Genomic DNA, 16,791 nt, shown 5'->3' with positions numbered 1-16,791 from the left:
TTAACCGATCCTTCACCTTGATCGGCCGCGACGCGCGTTCCGCGTCGTTTTGTTCCGCGCCGCTTCCGGCGCTTGTCGCGTCTGAAGAGGCGCTGTCGATATGAGCGAGCACGACAGGATCGAGAGCGAGGCGGTCGCCACGCAGATCGGCGCCGATCCGGCCTTCGCCGCGCTCGAGGCGTCCGGCGCGCCGATCGTCGCCGCCGCGGGCGAGCCGCTGGCGATCGTCCACGCCAATGAATCCGCCATATCCGTTTTCGGCGGCGATCTCGTCGCGCTCGGCGACCGGCTGTTCGGCGGCGACGAGCCCGGCGCGCGCCGGCTGCGCGAGCTCGCGGGGGCGGAAAGCCACGCCGCCGCGCCGCGGCTGGAGCGGCTGCGTTTCTCCTTCGGCCCAATCGCGCAGACGGCGACGGTTCTGTGCCGCAGGCTGACGTCCGAGGATTCGGCGCCGCTGTTTCTGGTCGCAATGCTCGGCATGCGCTCCGCCGCGAATGAGACTCCGCTGGTTCAGCCAGCCGAAGCTCCTGTCCCCGAGGCCGCGATCGCCGCGCCGGAGGCCGAAGCCGCTCCCGAGCCTGTGATCGAGCCGCCGCCCGCCCGTCCGCCGCGGCCGGAACGTTTCCTCTGGCGCTCCGACGCCGAGGGACGGGTGCTCGATGTCACCGCCGCCCTCGCCGATGTGGTCGGGCGCGAAAATGGCGACATTGCCGGACGTCCGTTTCTCGAGCTGGCGAGCCGGCTGCGGCTCGCGCCGGACGGACGCCTCGCCGACGCCTTCGATTCGCGCCGCTCCTGGAGCGGGGTCGAGCTCGACTGGCCGCTCGACGGCGGCGGCGCGCGTGTGCCAGTGACGCTCGGCGCTCTGCCGGTCTTCGACGACGGCCGTCATTTCGGCGGCTATCAGGGCTATGGCGTGCTGCATGTGGACCGGCTGCGCCAAGAGCCGGAGCGCGAGCCAGAGCCTGAGCCCGATTTGACGCCGCCGGCGGAAGAGCCCGCCACTGCGCTGGAGCCGCTGGCCGAGGCCGTCCCGATCCAGACCGCCCCGGCCGAGACGGAGCAGACGCCGGCGCTCCTCGGCGCCAAGATCGTGTCGCTGCGGCCGCTGCCGCGCCTCGAGGAGGCCGCCGCCTCCATCGGCGAGTCTCTGTCGCCGAGCGAGCGCACCGCTTTCGACGAAATCGCCCGCGCGCTCGCTTCCGCCGCGCAAAAGCCGGCCAAGGGCTCGGTGCGCGATTTGTTCGAGACGATCGAGCAGGCGACCGGGCAGCAGGCGATGGGGCAGGCGACCGCCGTCTCGGCGGAGCCCGCGCCCGAATCGGAGCCTTTCGAGGAGCCGTCCCACGAGGCCGCACCGTCCCAAGAGCCTCTGCCCTCCAATGAGAATAGCGCCTTTCCGGGCGATCTCGCGCGCGCCGCCGCTCTGCTCGATCGGCTGCCCATAGGCGTCATGGTCGCGCGCGGGGCGGAGGCGCTCTACGCCAATCGCACGCTGCTCGATTATCTCGGCTATGGCGACGCCGCGGCGCTGACCGGCGATGGCGGCGCGACGCGGCTCTTCGCCGGCCGGCGCCCGCCGACCGCGGCGGACGGAACCGCGGGCGGGGTCGTCGAGGTGCTCGATTGCGACGGCGAGCCGTTGGAGGCCGATGTTCGGCTCGAGCCGATCCAATGGGACGGTCTGGCCGCCACTCTCGTCACGCTGCGCAGCGCGGCTTCCGTCGCCGCGCCGGAGAGCGCGCGCGCCGGCGCCTTGCGCAAGGAGCTGGAGAGCCGCCGTCATGAGGCGGAGGAGCTGCGCGCGACGCTGGACGCCATGGGCGACGCCGTTGTGGTGGTCGACGCCGAGGGCAGGCTGCGCAGCGTCAACGCAGCGCTCGGCCGGCTCATCGGCGGCGAGCCGCGCGCGCTGCTCGGCTCTGGCCTCGCCTCGCTGTTCTGCGACGCCGATCAAGGCGTGGTCGCCGATTTTCTCCGTCGTCCGACGAGCCGCGATCTGGGCGAGGGTCTGCAGGTGCAGGCGCGTGGACGCAATGGGCAGCTCATTCCGGTGCAGCTGACGCTGGCGCCGCTCGGCCCGCCGCCAGAGCTGAGGCGTTGCGTTATTCTTCATGTCATCCGCCGCCGTAGCTCGGACGACGAGCTCGAGGCCGCCCGCCACGAGGCCGAGCGCGCCAGCGCCGCCAAGACCGATTTCCTGGCCAAGGTCAGCCATGAGATCCGCACGCCGCTCAACGCCATCATCGGCTTCGCCGAGGTGATGATGGAGGAGCGCTTCGGCCCGCTCGGCAATGATCGTTACAAGGAATATCTCAAGGACATCCACACATCGGGCGAGCATGTGCTGAGCCTCGTCAACGATCTGCTCGATCTCTCCAAGATAGAGGCGGGCAAGTTCGAGCTCGACGTCGAGCGGATCGACGCCAACGCCGTCATCTCCGAATGCGTGTCGATCATGCAGCCGCAGGCGAACCGTAGCCGTGTGGTGATCCGCCTGTCCTTGTGGCCGCGCTTGCCGCGCATCCTTGCCGACGGCAGGTCGCTGCGGCAGATATTGCTGAACCTTCTGTCCAACGCCGTGAAGTTCAACGAGGCGGGTGGACAGGTGATCGTGTCGAGCGCCTTGACCGACGCCGGATATGTGGTGATCCGCGTGAAGGACACAGGGATCGGCATGTCCGAGAATGAGATCGAGACGGCGCTCGAGCCCTTCCGCCAGATCGGCTCGTCGCGCGGCGGCACGGGCCTCGGCCTGCCGGTGACGAAAGCGCTGATCGAGGCCAATCGCGCCTCCTTCTCGATCAAGAGCCGCAAGAACCAAGGGACGCTGATCGAGGTCGCCTTTCCGCCGCCGCAAGTGCTCGCGGCGGAATAGCGAGGCCCCGCCGGCGCCGCGCCGGAAAGGGGATTTCGATGAGAGCGTCGGATATCGTCTGCATGGATGAAGCGTTTCGCTTGGCGAAGAAGAGCTTCGACGAGGGCGGCCTGCCGATCGGCTCCGTTCTCGCCGAAGGCGCGCGCATGCTCGGCCGCGGCCATAATCGCCGTGTGCAGCAGGGCGATCCGATTCTGCATGGCGAGATGGATTGCCTGCGCGACGCCGGACGCCGCGCCTCCTATCGCGAGACGACGCTCTACACGACGCTCTCGCCCTGCATGATGTGCGCGGGGACGATCGTGCAGTTCAAGATTCCGCGCGTCATCGTCGGCGAGAACAGGAATTTCGGCGGCAATGAGCAGTTTCTCCGCGACCATGGCGTCGAGGTGATCGTGCTCGACGATGCGCGCTGCCGGGAATTGATGCGAGACTATATCGCGGCCAATCCGTCGATCTGGAACGAGGATATCGCCGAGGACGCGCCGCGCGGGGGAGCCGGGGGACAGTGACAGTCGATCTCAACGCCGATCTCGGAGAAGGATTCGGAGCCTGGCGCATGGGCGACGACGAGGCCATGCTCGACCTCGTGACCTCCGCCAATGTCGCCTGCGGCTATCACGCCGGCGATCCGGACATAATGGCGCGCTGCTTCACGCTGGCGAAAGCGCGCGGCGTCGCCATTGGCGCGCATGTGTCCTTTCCCGATCTCGCCGGCTTCGGCCGGCGGCGCATTCCCTATTCCGCCGCCGAGGTGGAGCGTCTCGTCGCCTATCAGATCGGCGCGGCGCAGGCGCTCGCGCATTACAGCGGCCATCGCCTCACTTATGTGAAATGCCATGGCGCGCTCGCCAATGTCGCGGAGGTCGAGCCGGAGATCGCGCTCGCCGTGGCGCGGGCGACGCGCGCCGTCGACGCCAGCCTCACTCTGCTGGCCATCGCCTGCAGCGAGCAGGTGGCGGCGGCCGAGCACGCCGGCGTCACGATCGCGCATGAGGTGTTCGCCGATCGCGCCTATCTCGATGACGGACGGCTGAAGCCGCGCGGCCAGAAGGGCGCCGTGATCGATGATCCGGATTGGGCCGCGGCGCGCGCGCTCAATATGTTGAACGAGCAGGCGATCGTCACCGAGAGCGGCAAGCGTCTGCCGACGCCGATCGACTCCATTTGCGTGCATGGCGACACGTCACACGCTGTCGATATGACACGGCGGCTGCGCGATGCGCTGGAACGCGCCGGCTATCAGCTTCTGCCCTTCGCGCCCTCGGAGACATGAGGCGATGCGCACCACCGCGCCGCGCTGTCTCGACGCCGGCGAGGCGGCGCTCGTCGTCGAATTCGGCGATAGCGTCGATCCTGCGATCAGCGCCGAGGTGCTGGCGCTGGACGCCGCACTGCGCGCCGCGCCGCTGGCGGGAATCGTCGAGACGGTTCCGACCTATCGCTCGCTGATGATCCATTACGATCCGCTGGCGCTCACGCGCGCCGCGCTCGTCGCCCATGTCGAGGCGCTGGAGAGAGCGGCGCAGGAGAGCGCTGCGCCGAGCGTCAGGTGGATCATTCCCTGCTGCTACGCGCCGCCGCATGGCGAGGATCTCGCGGCGGCGGGCGAAGCGCTGTCGCTTTCGCCCGAGCGCATTGCGGAGCTTCATTCGGGCGCCGATTTTCGCGCTTACATGTATGGCTTCGCGCCGGGCTGGTGCTATCTCGGCGGCCTGCCTTCGGCGCTCGCCGTCCCGCGCCGCGCCTCCCCGCGCGGGCCGACGCCGCGAGGGGCGGTGCTCATCGGCGGCGGCCTCTCGCTGATCGGCGCCGATCCCATGCCGACCGGCTGGTATGTCCTCGGCCGCACGCCCGAGCGTCTCTTCGCGCCGGAGCGCGATCCCTCCTTTTTCGTCGAGGTCGGCGATGCGCTGCGCTTCGAGCCGATCGACGAAGCGACATTTCGCGCGCTCGAGGAGAAAGGCGCGCGCGGCGAGATGATCGCGCGGCGCGAGACGACGCGATGAGCGCGCGGCTGATCCTCCGCGCGGTGGGGCCGGGCGTCACTCTGCAAGACGCCGGGCGGCGCGGCAGCCTGCGCTTCGGCGTGACGCCGGCCGGCCCGATGGACGCCCGCGCCTTCGCCGCCGCCAATCTCGCGGCGGGGGCCGCTCTGGGCGCTGCGGCGATCGAGGTTTCGCTCGGCGGATTGGAGCTGACGGCGGAAGGCGAGACCATCGGCCTCGCCATCGCCGGAGGCGAATTCGACATTCGCCTCGATGGCGCGCCGCTTCCCTTCGCTTGCGCGCTCTCGCTGGAGCCGGGCGCGCGGCTTACCATTCGCGCGGGGCGGAGCGGGGCGTGGTGCTATGTCGCCATCGCGGGCCGCATCGATCTGCCGCCGACGCTGGGCTCGCTCGCGACACATACGCGCTCTTTCATGGGCGGGCTCGAGGGGCGGGGCTTGCGCGCCGGCGATGTTCTGCCGCTCGCGGATATTATATCGCCGCCGCGGGAATTGCTGGCGCTCGAGGCGCCCTGGCTCGCCGCCTCGGAGGAGCCCATCCGCGCCGTGCTCGGGCCGCAGGCGGATTATTTTTCGCAAGAGGCGATCGGCGAATTTCTGTCGGCGCGCTGGCGGGTCGGGCAGCGCAGCGATCGCATGGCCTATCGGCTGGAAGGCGGGCGCCTCGCCCACGCCAAGGGCCATGACATTGTTTCGGATGGGGTGGCGCTCGGCGCGATACAGGTTCCGGGGGATGGCGCGCCGCTCGTGCTGATGGCCGATCGCCAGCCGACCGGAGGCTATCCGAAGATCGCCAATGTCATCGGCGCCGATATCGGCCGTCTCGCGCAGCGGCGGCCGGGCGAGGCGTTTTCCTTTTCCACAGTTTCGATCGAGCAGGCCGTCGCGGCGCGGCGGGCGCTGGGCGAGGCGATCGGCGCAGGCGTGCGGCTGCGCGCCGTGGGCGGGGAGATTTCGACGGAATTGCTGCTGTCCGCCAATTTGATCGGCGGCGTCGCCGATGCGTATCGGCCTTTGGATAAAGAGTAGGGCTTGCCCCCTCCCGTACCCTCCCCCGTTACGCGTGAGAGGGGAGGCGGCAAGCATTGCGCAAACTTTTGTGAAGGGCCGAATCTGCTCCCTCTCCCGCGCAGCGGGGGAGGGCTGGGGAGGGGGGCGTCCAGCGGCTAGACTACTCCTGCAACGGTCCCCAGGACGGATCAGACGCGTAGGACGGCGTCGGCACGGGGAATTCCGAGCGGCCGAAAATATCGACCATGAAAATCTTGGCGCCGCCGCCGCCGCCCGGATCGCGGAAGAACATCAGGAACAGTCCGTTCGGCGCCCAGGTCGGGCCTTCATTATGAAAACCTTCGGTGAGGATGCGCTCGCCGGAGCCGTCCGGCTTCATCACGCCAATGCCGAAGGAGCCGGAGGATTGCTTGGTGAAGGCGATGTAATCGCCCTTGGGCGACCATACCGGCGTCGAATAATGGCCCTGGCCGAAGGAGATGCGCCGCGCGCTGCCGCCGCCGCCGCCCATCACGTAAATCTGCTGCGAGCCGCCGCGATCGGATTCGAAGACGATCTCGCCGCCGCTCGGGGAATAGGAGGGCGAGGTGTCGATGGCGTTGGTGTCGGTGAGGCGGGTCGTCGTGCGCGAGCGGACATCCATCGCATAGAGATTGGTGGCGGCGCCCTGCGACAGCGACATCACGATCTTCTGGCCGTCCGGCGAGAAGCGCGGCGAGAAGGTCATGCCCGGAAAATTGCCGACCACCTCGCGCTGGCCGCTCTCTATGTTCAGCAGCAGCACCTTCGGATCGGCGGAGCCGAAGGACATATAGGTGACGTCCTGCGAGGACGGCGAGAAGCGCGGCGTGACGACGAGCTCCTCGCCGCGGGTCAGATAGCGCACATTGGCGCCGTCCTGATCCATTATGGCGAGACGCTTGCGGCGGTGCTCCTTTGGCCCGCTCTCGTCGACGAAGACCACGCGCGTGTCGAAAAAGCCTTTCTCGCCGGTGATACGCGTGAACACCGCGTCCGAAACGAGATGCGCCACGCGGCGCATATTGGCGGAATCGGTGACATATTGCTGGCCCGCCGCCTGCTCGCCGGTCGAGACGTCGAAGAGGCGGAACTCGGTCTTGAGCCGTCCGTCCGGGCTGCGCTGCGAGCGGCCGGTGACGACATATTGCGCATTGAGCGTGCGGAAGAGATCGAGATTGGGCGTGGCCTCGGAGCCGGCGGACTCCGGGACGGCGCCCGGCTCGATGGGGCGCAGAAAGACGGAGCGCTTGAAATTATTGACGATGACGCTCGTCACTATGCGCGCCGCCTCGTCGCCGGAGAAGTTCGTCACCGCGACGGAGACCGGCTGAAAGCCGCCGCCCGCGCGCAGATCGAGCACGCGCGCCGCGCGCGCCGGCGCGGCGAGAAGCGGCGAGAGAGTCGCGCCGGCGAGAAGATGGGCGGCCGAGCGGCGGGTGATGTCGAACGTCATGAGATGGAGGTCCTGGGCGTTTTCGAATTTCGGAGGCGTGGAGCGCTAGCCGCTACATATCCTCCCTCATGTCCAATTCCGTGACGCGCCAATAATCGTAATAGGGCGCGAAGGCGGCCGGAATCGGCATGGGGCTGCAGCGGCGCACGGCGCCGAGCGCCTGCTCGCCGCGGCTGTGCTCGACAGGATCGGAGGAGGGGTTGAGCAGGCGCGGCGCGCCTTCGAGCGCGCCCTCCCGCGACAGGCGGAATTCTACACGCGGCACATAGGTCTGCGCATTGATCGACAGCGACGCCTGCCAGCAGCGGCGATAATGATCGACCGTATAGGCGTCGATCTGCGCTTGCAGAGTCGGCGACATGCGCGGCGCGCTCGCCGTCGGCGCGCCGAGCGAGGCGGTTTTGGTCAGATCGGCGCCGGTCGCGGCGCGGCGCTGCGGCGCCTCATGGCTCAAGAGATTGGCGATATTGGCGGCGTCGAATTTCGATTTGGGCGCGGCCTCGTCGCCGGATTTCGGCTTGGCCGGCGGCTTGTCGGATTTCTTCTTTTCGTCGGAGTCGCTCGGCGCGCCCTTTTCTGCGGCCTTCTTCTTCTCGAGGAGCTTGGCCACCTCATCGACCTTCAATTGCTTGGTCGGCTCCTTGGCGGTCTCCTTGGGCTTCGCCGTCTCCTTTTTGGCCTCTTCTTTCTTGGCCTCGTCCCGGGGCTTCGGCTCGTCCTTGGGCTTCGGTTTCTCGGGCGGCTGCGGCGTCTCCTTGGCCTCCTTCTCGGCCTTCGGACGCATGGGGGGCTTGGGCTTCACCACCTCGGCCTCTTCCGGCTCCTCGCGCTCGGGCGGCGGCGGCGCGGGCTTGGCGCGCTCGGGTTTCGGCGGCTCGGGCTTGGGAGGCTCCGCCTTGGCCGGCTGCGGCTTCGGCGGCTCGGCTTTGGCGGGCTCGGGCTTCGGCGGGGTCGGGCGGAGAGGCGGCTCCGGCGTCGGCGGCAGAGCGGCGACGCGCTTGGGCGGCGGCGGGGCCTCGGGCTTGTCCTCCGGCTCCTCGAGCCGCGGCTTCAGCGGCGGGGGCGGGGCGGCGACGTCCTTCTTGGCCTCGGCGAGCGGCGGCAGCGGCTTGGTCTCGTGCTGCTCGGCGATCTTGTCGGCGCGCTGGACGGGCTTGATCTCCTTGGCCGCCTTCTCGCCCTTCATCACCTGATTGATCTGCGCATCCGTGACGATATCGACCGGCACGGTCTCCTGCGCGTCATCGAATTTCTTCGTGTCCGAAAAGGCGATGAGCGTCGCTAGCAGCAGTCCGGCATGGACGGCGGCCGATACGACGAGGCCAGGTTCGGAACGCGAGGGCTTCAACTCTTCCCCTCACTTCTTGTCCACTTCGGTCACAAGAGCGACCTTCTTGTAACCGGCGCTCGTCACCATCGACATGATCTCGGCGACGCGGCCGTAATTCACCGTCTTGGAGGCGCGCATATAGATGCGCTCGTCGAAGCCCGCTTTGGCGGTCTCCTTCAGACGGTCGAGCAGCTGGCCGATCTCGATCGGCTGATCCATCAGAAAGATCTGCCCCTTGTCGTCCACGGCGATGGCCAGCGGCTTCTGATCGATATTGAGCGGGCCGGCCTTGGTCTGCGGCAGATCGACGGCGACGCCGGTGGCGAGCAATGGCGCCGCCACCATGAAGATGATCAGCAGCACCAGCATGACGTCGATGAAGGGCGTCATATTGATCTCGGCCATGGCGCCATAGCGCGGCGTTCCGCGCCGGCGGCGGCCCGAGCCCTTGCGTCCTGCGGCGATCGAGGCGCCCATTTCCGCTTCTCCCGCTCAGGCCGCGCGATCGCGGCCGGACTGTCCGGCGTGCTGATCGATCTGGCGCGACAGAATGGCGGAGAATTCGTCGGCGAAGCTCTCGAGCCGCGCCTGGGTGCGGGCGACGTCGCCCTGCAGCTTGTTATAGGCGACCAGCGCCGGAATGGCGGCGAAAAGGCCGATGGCGGTGGCGAGCAGCGCTTCCGCTATGCCCGGCGCGACGACGGCGAGCGAGGTGTTCTTGGAGGCGGCGATGGAGCGGAAGGAGGTCATAATGCCCCAGACCGTGCCGAACAGGCCGACGAAGGGGCCGGCCGAGGCGACCGTCGCCAGCACCAGGAGATTGGATTCGAGCTTCTCGACCTCGCGGGCGATGGAGACGTCCAGCACTTTGTCGATGCGCGCCTGCAGGCCCATGAAGGAGGCGCCGGCGTTCTGGAAGGAGCGCTTCCATTCGCGCATGGCGGCGATGAACAGGCTGCCCATGCCGGTGGCCGGGCGCTCCTGCAGCTTGGCGTAGAGATCCTCGAGCGAGGAGCCCGACCAGAACACTTCCTCGAAGCGATCCATGGCGCGGCGCGTGCGCGAGAACAGCAGCGCTTTGTTGACGATGATCGCCCAGCACCAGACCGAGGCCAGCAGCAGGCCGACCATCACCAGCTTGACGACGATATGCGCGCCCCAGAACATGCCCCAGATGGAGACCTCGGCGGCGGCGCCGGAGAGCGGGGCGGCGATTTCGGCTGGATTCATGAAAGTCGTCCTCGGAAGTCGCGGGGTCGGCGGCGAAACTCTGGCGGCGAGCGGCGGAAGTCCTCGGCGCTCGCCCGCGCCGGGACTAAAGGCGCGGATAGAGGCAAATCACGTCGCGCCCGCTCCCGCAGCGCCGCGCCGAAGGCTGTGGAGCCCGAGCGGTATGGAGCGTGAATCCGCCGAGATTTTGTCCTGGATGCGCCGCACAATCAGAAAATATGAGCGGAAGGCTTAAGGGACCGTAAAGGTCACGCGCCGCGAGGCGTGGCGACCGCGGCGAATTTCTCGCGCACTTCGGTCGGAAGCCTTCGCGGCCGACCGCCTTCCACCGCGGCGATCCTCACTTGTGCGGAAACCAGCATCTCCTCGCCGCGCGTCACGCGCTGATCGAGATCGAACGACGCGCCGGACACTTCCCGGACGATCGTCTCCACAGTGAGGAGATCGTCCATTTGCGCGGGCTTGCGGAAATCGATCGTCATGGCGCGCACGACGAAGAACAGGCCGCCCTGCGCCTCCAGCAGCTCGCGCTGGCCGAGGCCGAGATCGCGCAGCAGCTCGGTGCGGGCGCGCTCCATGAAGCGCAGATAGGAGGCGTGGTAGACGAGGCCGGAGAAATCCGTGTCCTCGTAATAGACGCGGACGGCGAGTGTGTGGGTATGGGTCATTTCGCGCGCGCAGGATCGCTGGAGGCTCTGCTATACAGCAGCCGGCGACGTCTCGCACCCCTCGCGATCACGAGGCGGCGCGGTTCCGGTTTGCGGCGCAGCGAGCTGGTTGCGTTGCAATATGTAATTCTGATACACAGCGAAACGTCGCGCGCGTATCGAGGCTGAGAAGGGTCGATGAACAAAGAGCTTTGCATCCTCGTCTGCGGCGTCGGGGAAAGGGCCTCGGCGGTGGCGAGGCGGCTGATCGGCGAGGGCTATGCGACTGTGCTCCATCAGGAGCGGCCGCCGCGGGCTCTGCGGCGGCGCATGTGCTACGCCGACGCCTGGTTCGACGGCATCGCCACTCTGGGCGGCGTCGAGGCGCGCCGCGCCGACCGGCCGACGGAATTTCTCTGCGGCATGCAGACGCGGCAATTTCTTCCACTTCTGCTGCGGCCTTTCGACGAGGTGGTGGAGCGCTGGCCCTGGGACGTCATCGTCTCGGCGCCGGACCATGACGGCCGGCCGGCCCGCTCTCTCGCCAATGTGGCCGAGCTGACGATCGGCGTCGGCTCCGGCTTCGTCGCCGGCGCGGATTGCGATCTCGTCATCGCGACCGATGGGCTCGATCCGGGCGCCGTGCTGCGGGCCGGAGACGCGCCGCCGAGCCGCCGCGACGCGGATCGTCTGGCGCTCGACTATTGGGACGTGATCGCGATGACGGAGGGCGCGCTCGCCGCGCGCAAGACGATCGGCGAGCGCGTCGAGGCGGAGGAAATTTTGGGCTTCATCGGCGAGGAGCCGGTGCGTGCGCCGGTCGCCGGCCGAATCAGCGGGCTGGCGCGGCCGGACCAGATGGCGCCGGCGGGCGCGCCGATCGCGGAGATCGCGACATCGGACCGCGCGCCCATCGCCGGCGTTTCCGACCGCAACAAGCTCATCGCCCGCGGCGTCTCCTTCGCCGTGGAGATGGAGGCCGGGGGCTGGACGCCGGTCTCGATCGGCTCGCGCTGACGTCTTTCCTGTAATAAGCTCCGGCGCATATTTTTTGGCGCCGGCGATCGATTTGGCGTTTAGCCGTCGAGAGACGGCGCGCCGCGCGGATTTTTCGTCATGAGACCTTTTTTCTCGCTGACCTTGCTGGTCATCGTCACTCTCGTGCTCGGCGGGGTCCCGCGCCTGTGGAACTTCGCGCTCGCCGCTTTCAACGATCCGCGATGGTTGCCGGCGCTGGCCGCCGATTCGCCAGTGCATTTCGAGCCGGCGGCCGAGGGCTGCGCCACCATCGTCGGCCGCATGCTGCCGGAGGCGATTCGCAGCGTCGAGGACGCGCATGGACGCCCTTTCGCGCATGCGCCCATTGTCGGCGTCTACGGCTCCTACGAAAATTACGCCAAGGCCAATGGCACGGGCGATCCGCGCATTGCGGCGATGGCCTCGTTCGGCCGCGTCGTGCTCTCGCCGATCCTATGCGGCGCCGAGAGCGCGCGGCTGGCGCCGGTGCTGACGCGTGAGCTCTCCCATGCGCATTTCTTCGGCTGGCGGGGGCTATGGGCGGAACGTCCGCCGAGCTGGTTCGTGGAAGGCCTCGCCGTCATGATCTCGGGCGGCGCCGGCGCGGAGGAGATGAGCGAGAAGGAGGCGCGGGCGCGCATTCGCGACGGCCATGCGCTCATCATGAGCGAGCAGGGCGTCTGGCGGGATATTTCCTCCATCGCCTTCGCCGAGGAGCGTGGCGGCAATTTTGCGCGATTCGATCTCCTCTATCGTCAACGGCTGGCCTTGCGCCAAGCGGCGATGTTCGTGGCCTGGCTGAAGGCGCAGGACGAGGCGGGCTTCGCCGAGCTGCTGCGCGGACTGGAGGAGGGGAAGGGGTTCGCCGCCGCCTTTCAGGCGGCGTTCCGCGCCGATCTGCCGACGCTGTCGCGAAACTATCTCGCCACCATCGGCGGATAGGGCGATCGGGCGAAGGCCAGCAAACCTCCCCCTCATGCTGAGGAGCGCCCGAAGGGCGCGTCTCGAAGCGCGATGGGGAGCTCCAGATGGCCGCGCATGAAGGTTTCCTCGTCCTTCGAGACGCCGCTTCGCGGCTCCTCAGGATGAGGAAACCTTCACCCGATCGCCCTGGACATCGGCGGATGAGGCTCGGCGCGACATTCGCGGCGGCGGCGTCGCGTGGGCCGAGGCCATAGCGCGTCTCGGCCGCGAGAAGGTCCTGCCGCGGAGCGATGGCTCTAGCTGATCGCATGCATCGCCAAGGCATAGGCGATCCAGATAAATCCGACCGAGGACACGACGAAGCTCAGCGCCGTATAGCCCCTCCACAAAGGCTTGCTCCAGAAATTCGGATCGAAAGCCGCGATGGTGAAGACTGTCGGATTGGAGAAACCGCCGATCGCCACACACCAGCAAGCAATGACGGGCAGCTCGACGCCAGAGCCATAGAATCCGACGCCGAACAGCGCCATCAACGCATAGTCGACATGCGCTCTTATCATCGTCTTATAGTCGATGATGAAGCTGTCGAAGGCCTTTATCGGGAACCATTTCGCGAATGTCATCAACCACGCCGTCGTAATGAGGGCCGTGATACAGGCGGCGGAGCCGATCAGAAGGATTTTCATCCGAGCTTCCTCGAGTTTCTACGTGCACAGAGGAAGCTTTTTCGCCCGTAGGCGCTCCTTGTGTCTCGGGAGATTCGCCTAGTCGCCTTTGGGCGATTTTCCCGAGCACGTGCAGCCGCCGTCCCGCTCGGCGTGCCGAGGATTGTTGCGGCGCTCTAAAGTCACGCTTCCCGGTCCCGGCGGTCTCGACGCGCCATTATGGTCGTCGCGAGGCGGTCGTGCGCTCAGCGCGCCTCGGCGAGGCGCTCGCGCTATGCCACTGAAGTCGTGAGAAAATTTGGTCGGAGTGAGAGGATTCGAACCTCCGACCCCCTCGTCCCGAACGAGGTGCGCTACCAGGCTGCGCTACACTCCGATCTGGCGTCCGCGAAGCGGTCGCCGCTGGTCGAGGCGGGTTATAGCTTCAGGTTCTCCGACCTGCAACAGCTGTTTGCGCACTATCTGCAGCCGATCGGCCGCTCACCGGCGCTCGAGCCGAATATATTGGAAATCCGCCTCGTCCTCGGCCGTTCGCGGCGGCGTCTCGCGCGCTGTTTCACGCCATTCTGCCGGATCGAGCGTCGGAAACAGCGCGTCGCCGGCGACCGTCAGCGCCACCTCGGTCAGGTGAATCACATCCGCCTGGGGCAGAAAGGCGGAATAGATCTCCGCGCCGCCGGCGACGATGATCTCCGCCGCTCGCATGGCGTCCGCCAGCTCGGCGGCGAGGCCGAGCGCCTCCTCGGGGCTGCGCGCCGCATGGGCGCCCTCGGGGCGAAATCGCGGGTCGCGCGACAAGGCCACGGTCTCGCGGCCGGGCAGTGGGCGGCCGATCGAATCGAATGTGCGGCGTCCCATGAGCAGCGGCTTGCCCCAGGTGATTTCGCGAAAGCGCGCGAGATCGCTCTTCAGCCGCCAGGGCGTGCGCTCTCGAGCGCCGATGACGCCATTGCGCGCCACGGCGGCGACGAAGACCAGTTTGGGCGTCACGGGCATCGAGCCTCCTCGAACCGAGCTTTGCGCTCGAACGCGAACGTTCGAGAAAATTCGTTCTAAATGAAAAATTAGAAGAGTTTCCGACTACATGAGCGGCGGAAACCGATTCTGCCTTCCCGCCGCGCGGCCCTTTGCCGCAAGGTCGGAGCATTCCTATATAGATGGCGCCCGAGTGATTCCTCATCTCTGGGCGAACCGCTCGAGGATAGTCATGTCGACTTGGACATCGAACTCCAAATCTTTGCCGGCGCTCGCGCTCGCCCTGCTCATCGCCTTCGCCCCGGCGCTCGCCGAGGCCAAAATGGGCGGCGGCGCGAGCTCGGGAAGCCGCGGCTCGCGGACCTCTACGCCGCCGGCGGCGACAACCACCGCGCCGCGTCCGGCCGCGCCCATGGAGCGCAGCGTGGCGCCGCAGCCGGCGCCTCAGCCGCAGCCCTCGCCCGCCGCGCCGCAGCGCCCGGCCGCCGCTCCCGCGGCCAGCCCGCTCGGCGGCTCCTTCGGCCGCGGATTGCTCGGCGGCCTCGCCGGCGGCCTGCTCGGCGCCGGCCTGTTCGGCCTTCTCTCGGGCAATGGCCTGATGGGCGGCCTCGGCGGCCTCGCCTCCATCATCGGCCTTCTGGTCCAGATCGCGATCATCGCCCTTCTGGCGCGGCTCGCCTTTCAATGGTTCGCCAATCGCCGCCTCGCCGGCGCGATGGGCGGCGCCGGGGGCGGCTCGCGTCCGGGCGCCTTCGCCTTCACCGGCGGTGGGACGGGCTTCGGCAGCGGCACCGCGCCGCGTCACCCGACGAGCGAGCCTTTGAATCTGCGTCCGGAGGATTTCAGCGCCTTCGAGCGCGTGCTCGGTGACGCCCAAGCCGCCTATAGCCAGGAGGATATCGGCCGGCTGCATGATCTCGCGATGCCAGAGATGGTCTCCTATTTCTCCGACGACATTCGCGCCAACGCGCGCGAGGGCGTCATCAACCGCATCTCCGAGGTGAAGCTGCTGCAAGGCGATCTCTCCGAGGCCTGGCGCGAGGGCTCGGACGAATATGCGACCGTGGCGATGCGCTTCTCGCTGATCGATCTCTTCATCGATCGCGCGACGGGCAAGATCGTCTCCGGCGACGCCGCCCAGCCGACGCAATCGACCGAAGTGTGGACCTTCCGCCGCCCCGCCGGCGAAGCGCCCCAGGCCTGGAAGCTCTCGGCGATCCAGCAGGCCGCGTAAGTCTCGCCGCCTCTGCGAGAAAAGAAAAGCGCCCCTTTGAAGGGGCGCTTTTTTTATAGGCGCTCGTCGTCGGACGGGCGAGCCGCCCGCTTGCCTCAGCCGACCGATTCGAGGACAGGGGCGGCGGCCGCCTCTTTCTCCTTGGCGAGGAAAAATCGATAGGCGTCGGCGATTCCTTCCTCGAGGGAAATTTGCGGTGTCCAGCCGAGCGCGCGAAGCCGGCTCGAATCCATCAGCTTGCGCGGCGTTCCATCGGGCTTCGTCGAATCGAGGACCAAGCGGCCCGAAAAGCCGACGGCGCGCTGCACCGTCTCCGCGAGTTCGCGAATCGTCACCTCGGAGCCGGCGCCGCAATTGATATGCTCATAGCCGTCGTAATTATCGAGGCAGAACACGACGCCTCGCGCGAGATCGTCGACATGCAAAAATTCGCGCAGCGGCGTGCCTGTGCCCCAAATGACGACCTCGTCGCGGCCAGCCACTTTCGCCTCATGGAACTTGCGAATCAGGGCGGGCAGCACATGGCTCGTCTGCAGGTCGAAATTGTCGTTCGGCCCGTAGAGGTTGCAGGGCATGACGGAAATGTAGCTGCGGCCATATTGCTTGCGATAGGCTTGGCACAGCTTGATGCCGGCGATTTTGGCGATCGCGTACCATTCGTTGGTCGGCTCCAGCGGACCCGTCAGCAGCGCATCCTCGGTGATCGGCTGCGGTGCGAATTTCGGATAGATGCAGGACGATCCGAGAAAGACCAGACGATTCACCCCCGCCGCATGAGCAGAGTGAATGATATTTGTCTCGATGGCGAGATTATCATAGATGAAATCGGCCGGATAAGTGTCATTGGCGTAGATGCCGCCGACTTTCGCCGCAGCGAAGATGATCGCATCCGGGCGATTCTGCTTGAGCCAGACTTCCACGGCAATCTGATTACGTAGGTCGACGACGGAACGGTCCGCTTTGAGGACGGACTCTCCTCTCGCCTCAAGATGTCTCGTCACGGCGGAGCCGACCATACTTTATGTCCGGCGACCCAAACTCTGCGCGTGTTCGCCATATCTAAATTATCCCCTCGGAACCGTGGCCATTTAAATGCTCTGGATAGAAACCTCGGATTTCTACGGCAGTTCGGGGCCTCGGCGCAAATAGAAATTGCAGGAATGTCTCTGCGCAGCTCACGAGACCCGAGGCGAAGAATTCGAGCGCGCAAATGGTTCTGTTTCCGCGGCGGCGCGAAGTCTTTGACGCTGCACGGCATGCGTGCGGTCTCGAAATGGGACGTCGGCGCGATTTGCCGGACTTGACCGAGACATTGCTTCGATGACAGAACGCTCGCGCGGCGTCGACTCTCCCTCCGAGAGGCGGCTACGCGGCGCCGGCGGACATGCTTCCGACGAA

15 protein-coding genes, 1 tRNA gene and 1 pseudogene are annotated in these 16,791 nt (G+C 67.2%); 8 read left to right on the top strand and 9 right to left on the bottom strand.

Annotation, left to right across the window (positions count from 1 at the left end; translation table 11 throughout):
* The first annotated feature begins 100 nt into the window (after window positions 1-100).
* Genes EDE12_RS11340 through EDE12_RS11320 form a run of 5 tightly spaced genes read left to right on the top strand, consistent with a single transcriptional unit; the run spans window position 101 to window position 5,915 of the window.
* Window positions 101-2,878, top strand: coding sequence for a histidine kinase dimerization/phospho-acceptor domain-containing protein (locus tag EDE12_RS11340; protein WP_026598837.1), 2,778 nt, complete (start codon window positions 101-103; stop codon window positions 2,876-2,878).
* Window positions 2,879-2,916: 38 nt separating this feature from the next.
* Window positions 2,917-3,390: a nucleoside deaminase gene (locus EDE12_RS11335; protein WP_026598836.1), complete on the top strand. Its 474-nt coding sequence runs from the start codon at window positions 2,917-2,919 to the stop codon at window positions 3,388-3,390.
* A complete protein-coding gene (locus tag EDE12_RS11330) occupies window positions 3,387-4,154 on the top strand; it encodes a 5-oxoprolinase subunit PxpA (RefSeq protein ID WP_024880220.1) in 768 nt (255 codons plus the stop codon). Before EDE12_RS11335 ends, EDE12_RS11330 begins: the two co-directional genes overlap by 4 nt.
* Window positions 4,155-4,158: 4 nt before the next feature.
* Window positions 4,159-4,887, top strand: a complete 729-nt coding sequence (locus tag EDE12_RS11325) for an allophanate hydrolase subunit 1 (RefSeq protein ID WP_026598835.1) — start codon at window positions 4,159-4,161, stop codon at window positions 4,885-4,887.
* Complete coding sequence (locus tag EDE12_RS11320) at window positions 4,884-5,915, top strand: biotin-dependent carboxyltransferase family protein (RefSeq protein WP_026598834.1); 1,032 nt, start codon at window positions 4,884-4,886, stop codon at window positions 5,913-5,915. Before EDE12_RS11325 ends, EDE12_RS11320 begins: the two co-directional genes overlap by 4 nt.
* A 142-nt stretch (window positions 5,916-6,057) precedes the next feature.
* Here EDE12_RS11320 and tolB read toward each other — a convergent pair whose 3' ends face one another.
* The 5 genes from tolB to ybgC all read right to left on the bottom strand — a co-directional run bounded on the left by tolB (window position 6,058) and on the right by ybgC (window position 10,599).
* Window positions 6,058-7,371 (bottom strand): Tol-Pal system beta propeller repeat protein TolB, encoded by a 1,314-nt coding sequence (tolB, locus tag EDE12_RS11315; RefSeq protein WP_024880217.1) that lies wholly within the window; start codon window positions 7,369-7,371, stop codon window positions 6,058-6,060.
* Window positions 7,372-7,423: 52 nt separating this feature from the next.
* Window positions 7,424-8,719, bottom strand: coding sequence for a hypothetical protein (locus tag EDE12_RS11310; RefSeq protein ID WP_026598833.1), 1,296 nt, complete (start codon window positions 8,717-8,719; stop codon window positions 7,424-7,426).
* Window positions 8,720-8,728: 9 nt separating this feature from the next.
* Window positions 8,729-9,178: a biopolymer transporter ExbD gene (locus tag EDE12_RS11305; RefSeq protein WP_024880215.1), complete on the bottom strand. Its 450-nt coding sequence runs from the start codon at window positions 9,176-9,178 to the stop codon at window positions 8,729-8,731.
* A gap of 15 nt (window positions 9,179-9,193) precedes the next feature.
* Window positions 9,194-9,931 carry a protein TolQ gene (tolQ, locus tag EDE12_RS11300; RefSeq protein ID WP_024880214.1) on the bottom strand — a complete coding sequence of 246 codons (738 nt, stop codon included), beginning with the start codon at window positions 9,929-9,931 and terminating at the stop codon, window positions 9,194-9,196.
* A gap of 248 nt (window positions 9,932-10,179) precedes the next feature.
* Window positions 10,180-10,599, bottom strand: a complete 420-nt coding sequence (gene ybgC / locus EDE12_RS11295) for a tol-pal system-associated acyl-CoA thioesterase (protein ID WP_024880213.1) — start codon at window positions 10,597-10,599, stop codon at window positions 10,180-10,182.
* Between the two features lie 177 nt (window positions 10,600-10,776).
* On the opposite strand from ybgC, the gene EDE12_RS11290 reads away from it, so the two are divergent.
* A complete protein-coding gene (locus tag EDE12_RS11290; protein ID WP_026598832.1) occupies window positions 10,777-11,595 on the top strand; it encodes a hypothetical protein in 819 nt (272 codons plus the stop codon).
* Between the two features lie 99 nt (window positions 11,596-11,694).
* Complete coding sequence (locus EDE12_RS11285; protein ID WP_051592498.1) at window positions 11,695-12,537, top strand: hypothetical protein; 843 nt, start codon at window positions 11,695-11,697, stop codon at window positions 12,535-12,537.
* A gap of 278 nt (window positions 12,538-12,815) precedes the next feature.
* On the opposite strand, the gene EDE12_RS11280 is transcribed toward EDE12_RS11285, so the two are convergent.
* The 3 genes from EDE12_RS11280 to EDE12_RS11270 all read right to left on the bottom strand — a co-directional run bounded on the left by EDE12_RS11280 (window position 12,816) and on the right by EDE12_RS11270 (window position 14,180).
* Window positions 12,816-13,205, bottom strand: a complete 390-nt coding sequence (locus EDE12_RS11280) for a hypothetical protein (protein WP_024880210.1) — start codon at window positions 13,203-13,205, stop codon at window positions 12,816-12,818.
* A gap of 278 nt (window positions 13,206-13,483) precedes the next feature.
* Window positions 13,484-13,560 (bottom strand) — tRNA-Pro (locus EDE12_RS11275).
* A gap of 104 nt (window positions 13,561-13,664) precedes the next feature.
* Window positions 13,665-14,180, bottom strand: coding sequence for a dihydrofolate reductase (locus EDE12_RS11270; protein ID WP_051592497.1), 516 nt, complete (start codon window positions 14,178-14,180; stop codon window positions 13,665-13,667).
* Between the two features lie 211 nt (window positions 14,181-14,391).
* Between EDE12_RS11270 and EDE12_RS11265 the strand changes: the two genes are divergently transcribed.
* Window positions 14,392-15,393 (top strand): Tim44 domain-containing protein, encoded by a 1,002-nt coding sequence (locus tag EDE12_RS11265; RefSeq protein WP_026598830.1) that lies wholly within the window; start codon window positions 14,392-14,394, stop codon window positions 15,391-15,393.
* Between the two features lie 95 nt (window positions 15,394-15,488).
* On the opposite strand, the pseudogene EDE12_RS11260 reads toward EDE12_RS11265, so the two are convergent.
* Window positions 15,489-16,450, bottom strand: a pseudogene (locus EDE12_RS11260) (GDP-L-fucose synthase).
* Between the last annotated feature and the right edge of the window lie 341 nt (window positions 16,451-16,791).

Source organism: Methylosinus sp. sav-2 (genome assembly GCF_004366495.1).
Classification (GTDB): domain Bacteria; phylum Pseudomonadota; class Alphaproteobacteria; order Rhizobiales; family Beijerinckiaceae; genus Methylosinus.
Note: the sequence above shows the minus strand (reverse complement) of the source record. Positions and strands in the feature narration are given on the sequence as shown.

Excerpts from the sequence above, each read along its gene's own strand:
- EDE12_RS11340 (WP_026598837.1), top strand. The coding sequence starts at position 101 with ATGAGCGAGCACGACAGGATCGAGAGCGAGGCGGTCGCCACGCAGATC.
- EDE12_RS11335 (WP_026598836.1), top strand. The coding sequence starts at position 2,917 with ATGAGAGCGTCGGATATCGTCTGCATGGATGAAGCGTTTCGCTTGGCG.
- EDE12_RS11325 (WP_026598835.1), top strand. The coding sequence starts at position 4,159 with ATGCGCACCACCGCGCCGCGCTGTCTCGACGCCGGCGAGGCGGCGCTC.
- EDE12_RS11320 (WP_026598834.1), top strand. The coding sequence starts at position 4,884 with ATGAGCGCGCGGCTGATCCTCCGCGCGGTGGGGCCGGGCGTCACTCTG.
- tolB (WP_024880217.1), bottom strand. The coding sequence starts at position 7,371 with ATGACGTTCGACATCACCCGCCGCTCGGCCGCCCATCTTCTCGCCGGC.
- EDE12_RS11305 (WP_024880215.1), bottom strand. The coding sequence starts at position 9,178 with ATGGGCGCCTCGATCGCCGCAGGACGCAAGGGCTCGGGCCGCCGCCGG.
- tolQ (WP_024880214.1), bottom strand. The coding sequence starts at position 9,931 with ATGAATCCAGCCGAAATCGCCGCCCCGCTCTCCGGCGCCGCCGCCGAG.
- ybgC (WP_024880213.1), bottom strand. The coding sequence starts at position 10,599 with ATGACCCATACCCACACACTCGCCGTCCGCGTCTATTACGAGGACACG.
- EDE12_RS11290 (WP_026598832.1), top strand. The coding sequence starts at position 10,777 with ATGAACAAAGAGCTTTGCATCCTCGTCTGCGGCGTCGGGGAAAGGGCC.
- EDE12_RS11285 (WP_051592498.1), top strand. The coding sequence starts at position 11,695 with ATGAGACCTTTTTTCTCGCTGACCTTGCTGGTCATCGTCACTCTCGTG.
- EDE12_RS11280 (WP_024880210.1), bottom strand. The coding sequence starts at position 13,205 with ATGAAAATCCTTCTGATCGGCTCCGCCGCCTGTATCACGGCCCTCATT.
- EDE12_RS11270 (WP_051592497.1), bottom strand. The coding sequence starts at position 14,180 with ATGCCCGTGACGCCCAAACTGGTCTTCGTCGCCGCCGTGGCGCGCAAT.
- EDE12_RS11265 (WP_026598830.1), top strand. The coding sequence starts at position 14,392 with ATGTCGACTTGGACATCGAACTCCAAATCTTTGCCGGCGCTCGCGCTC.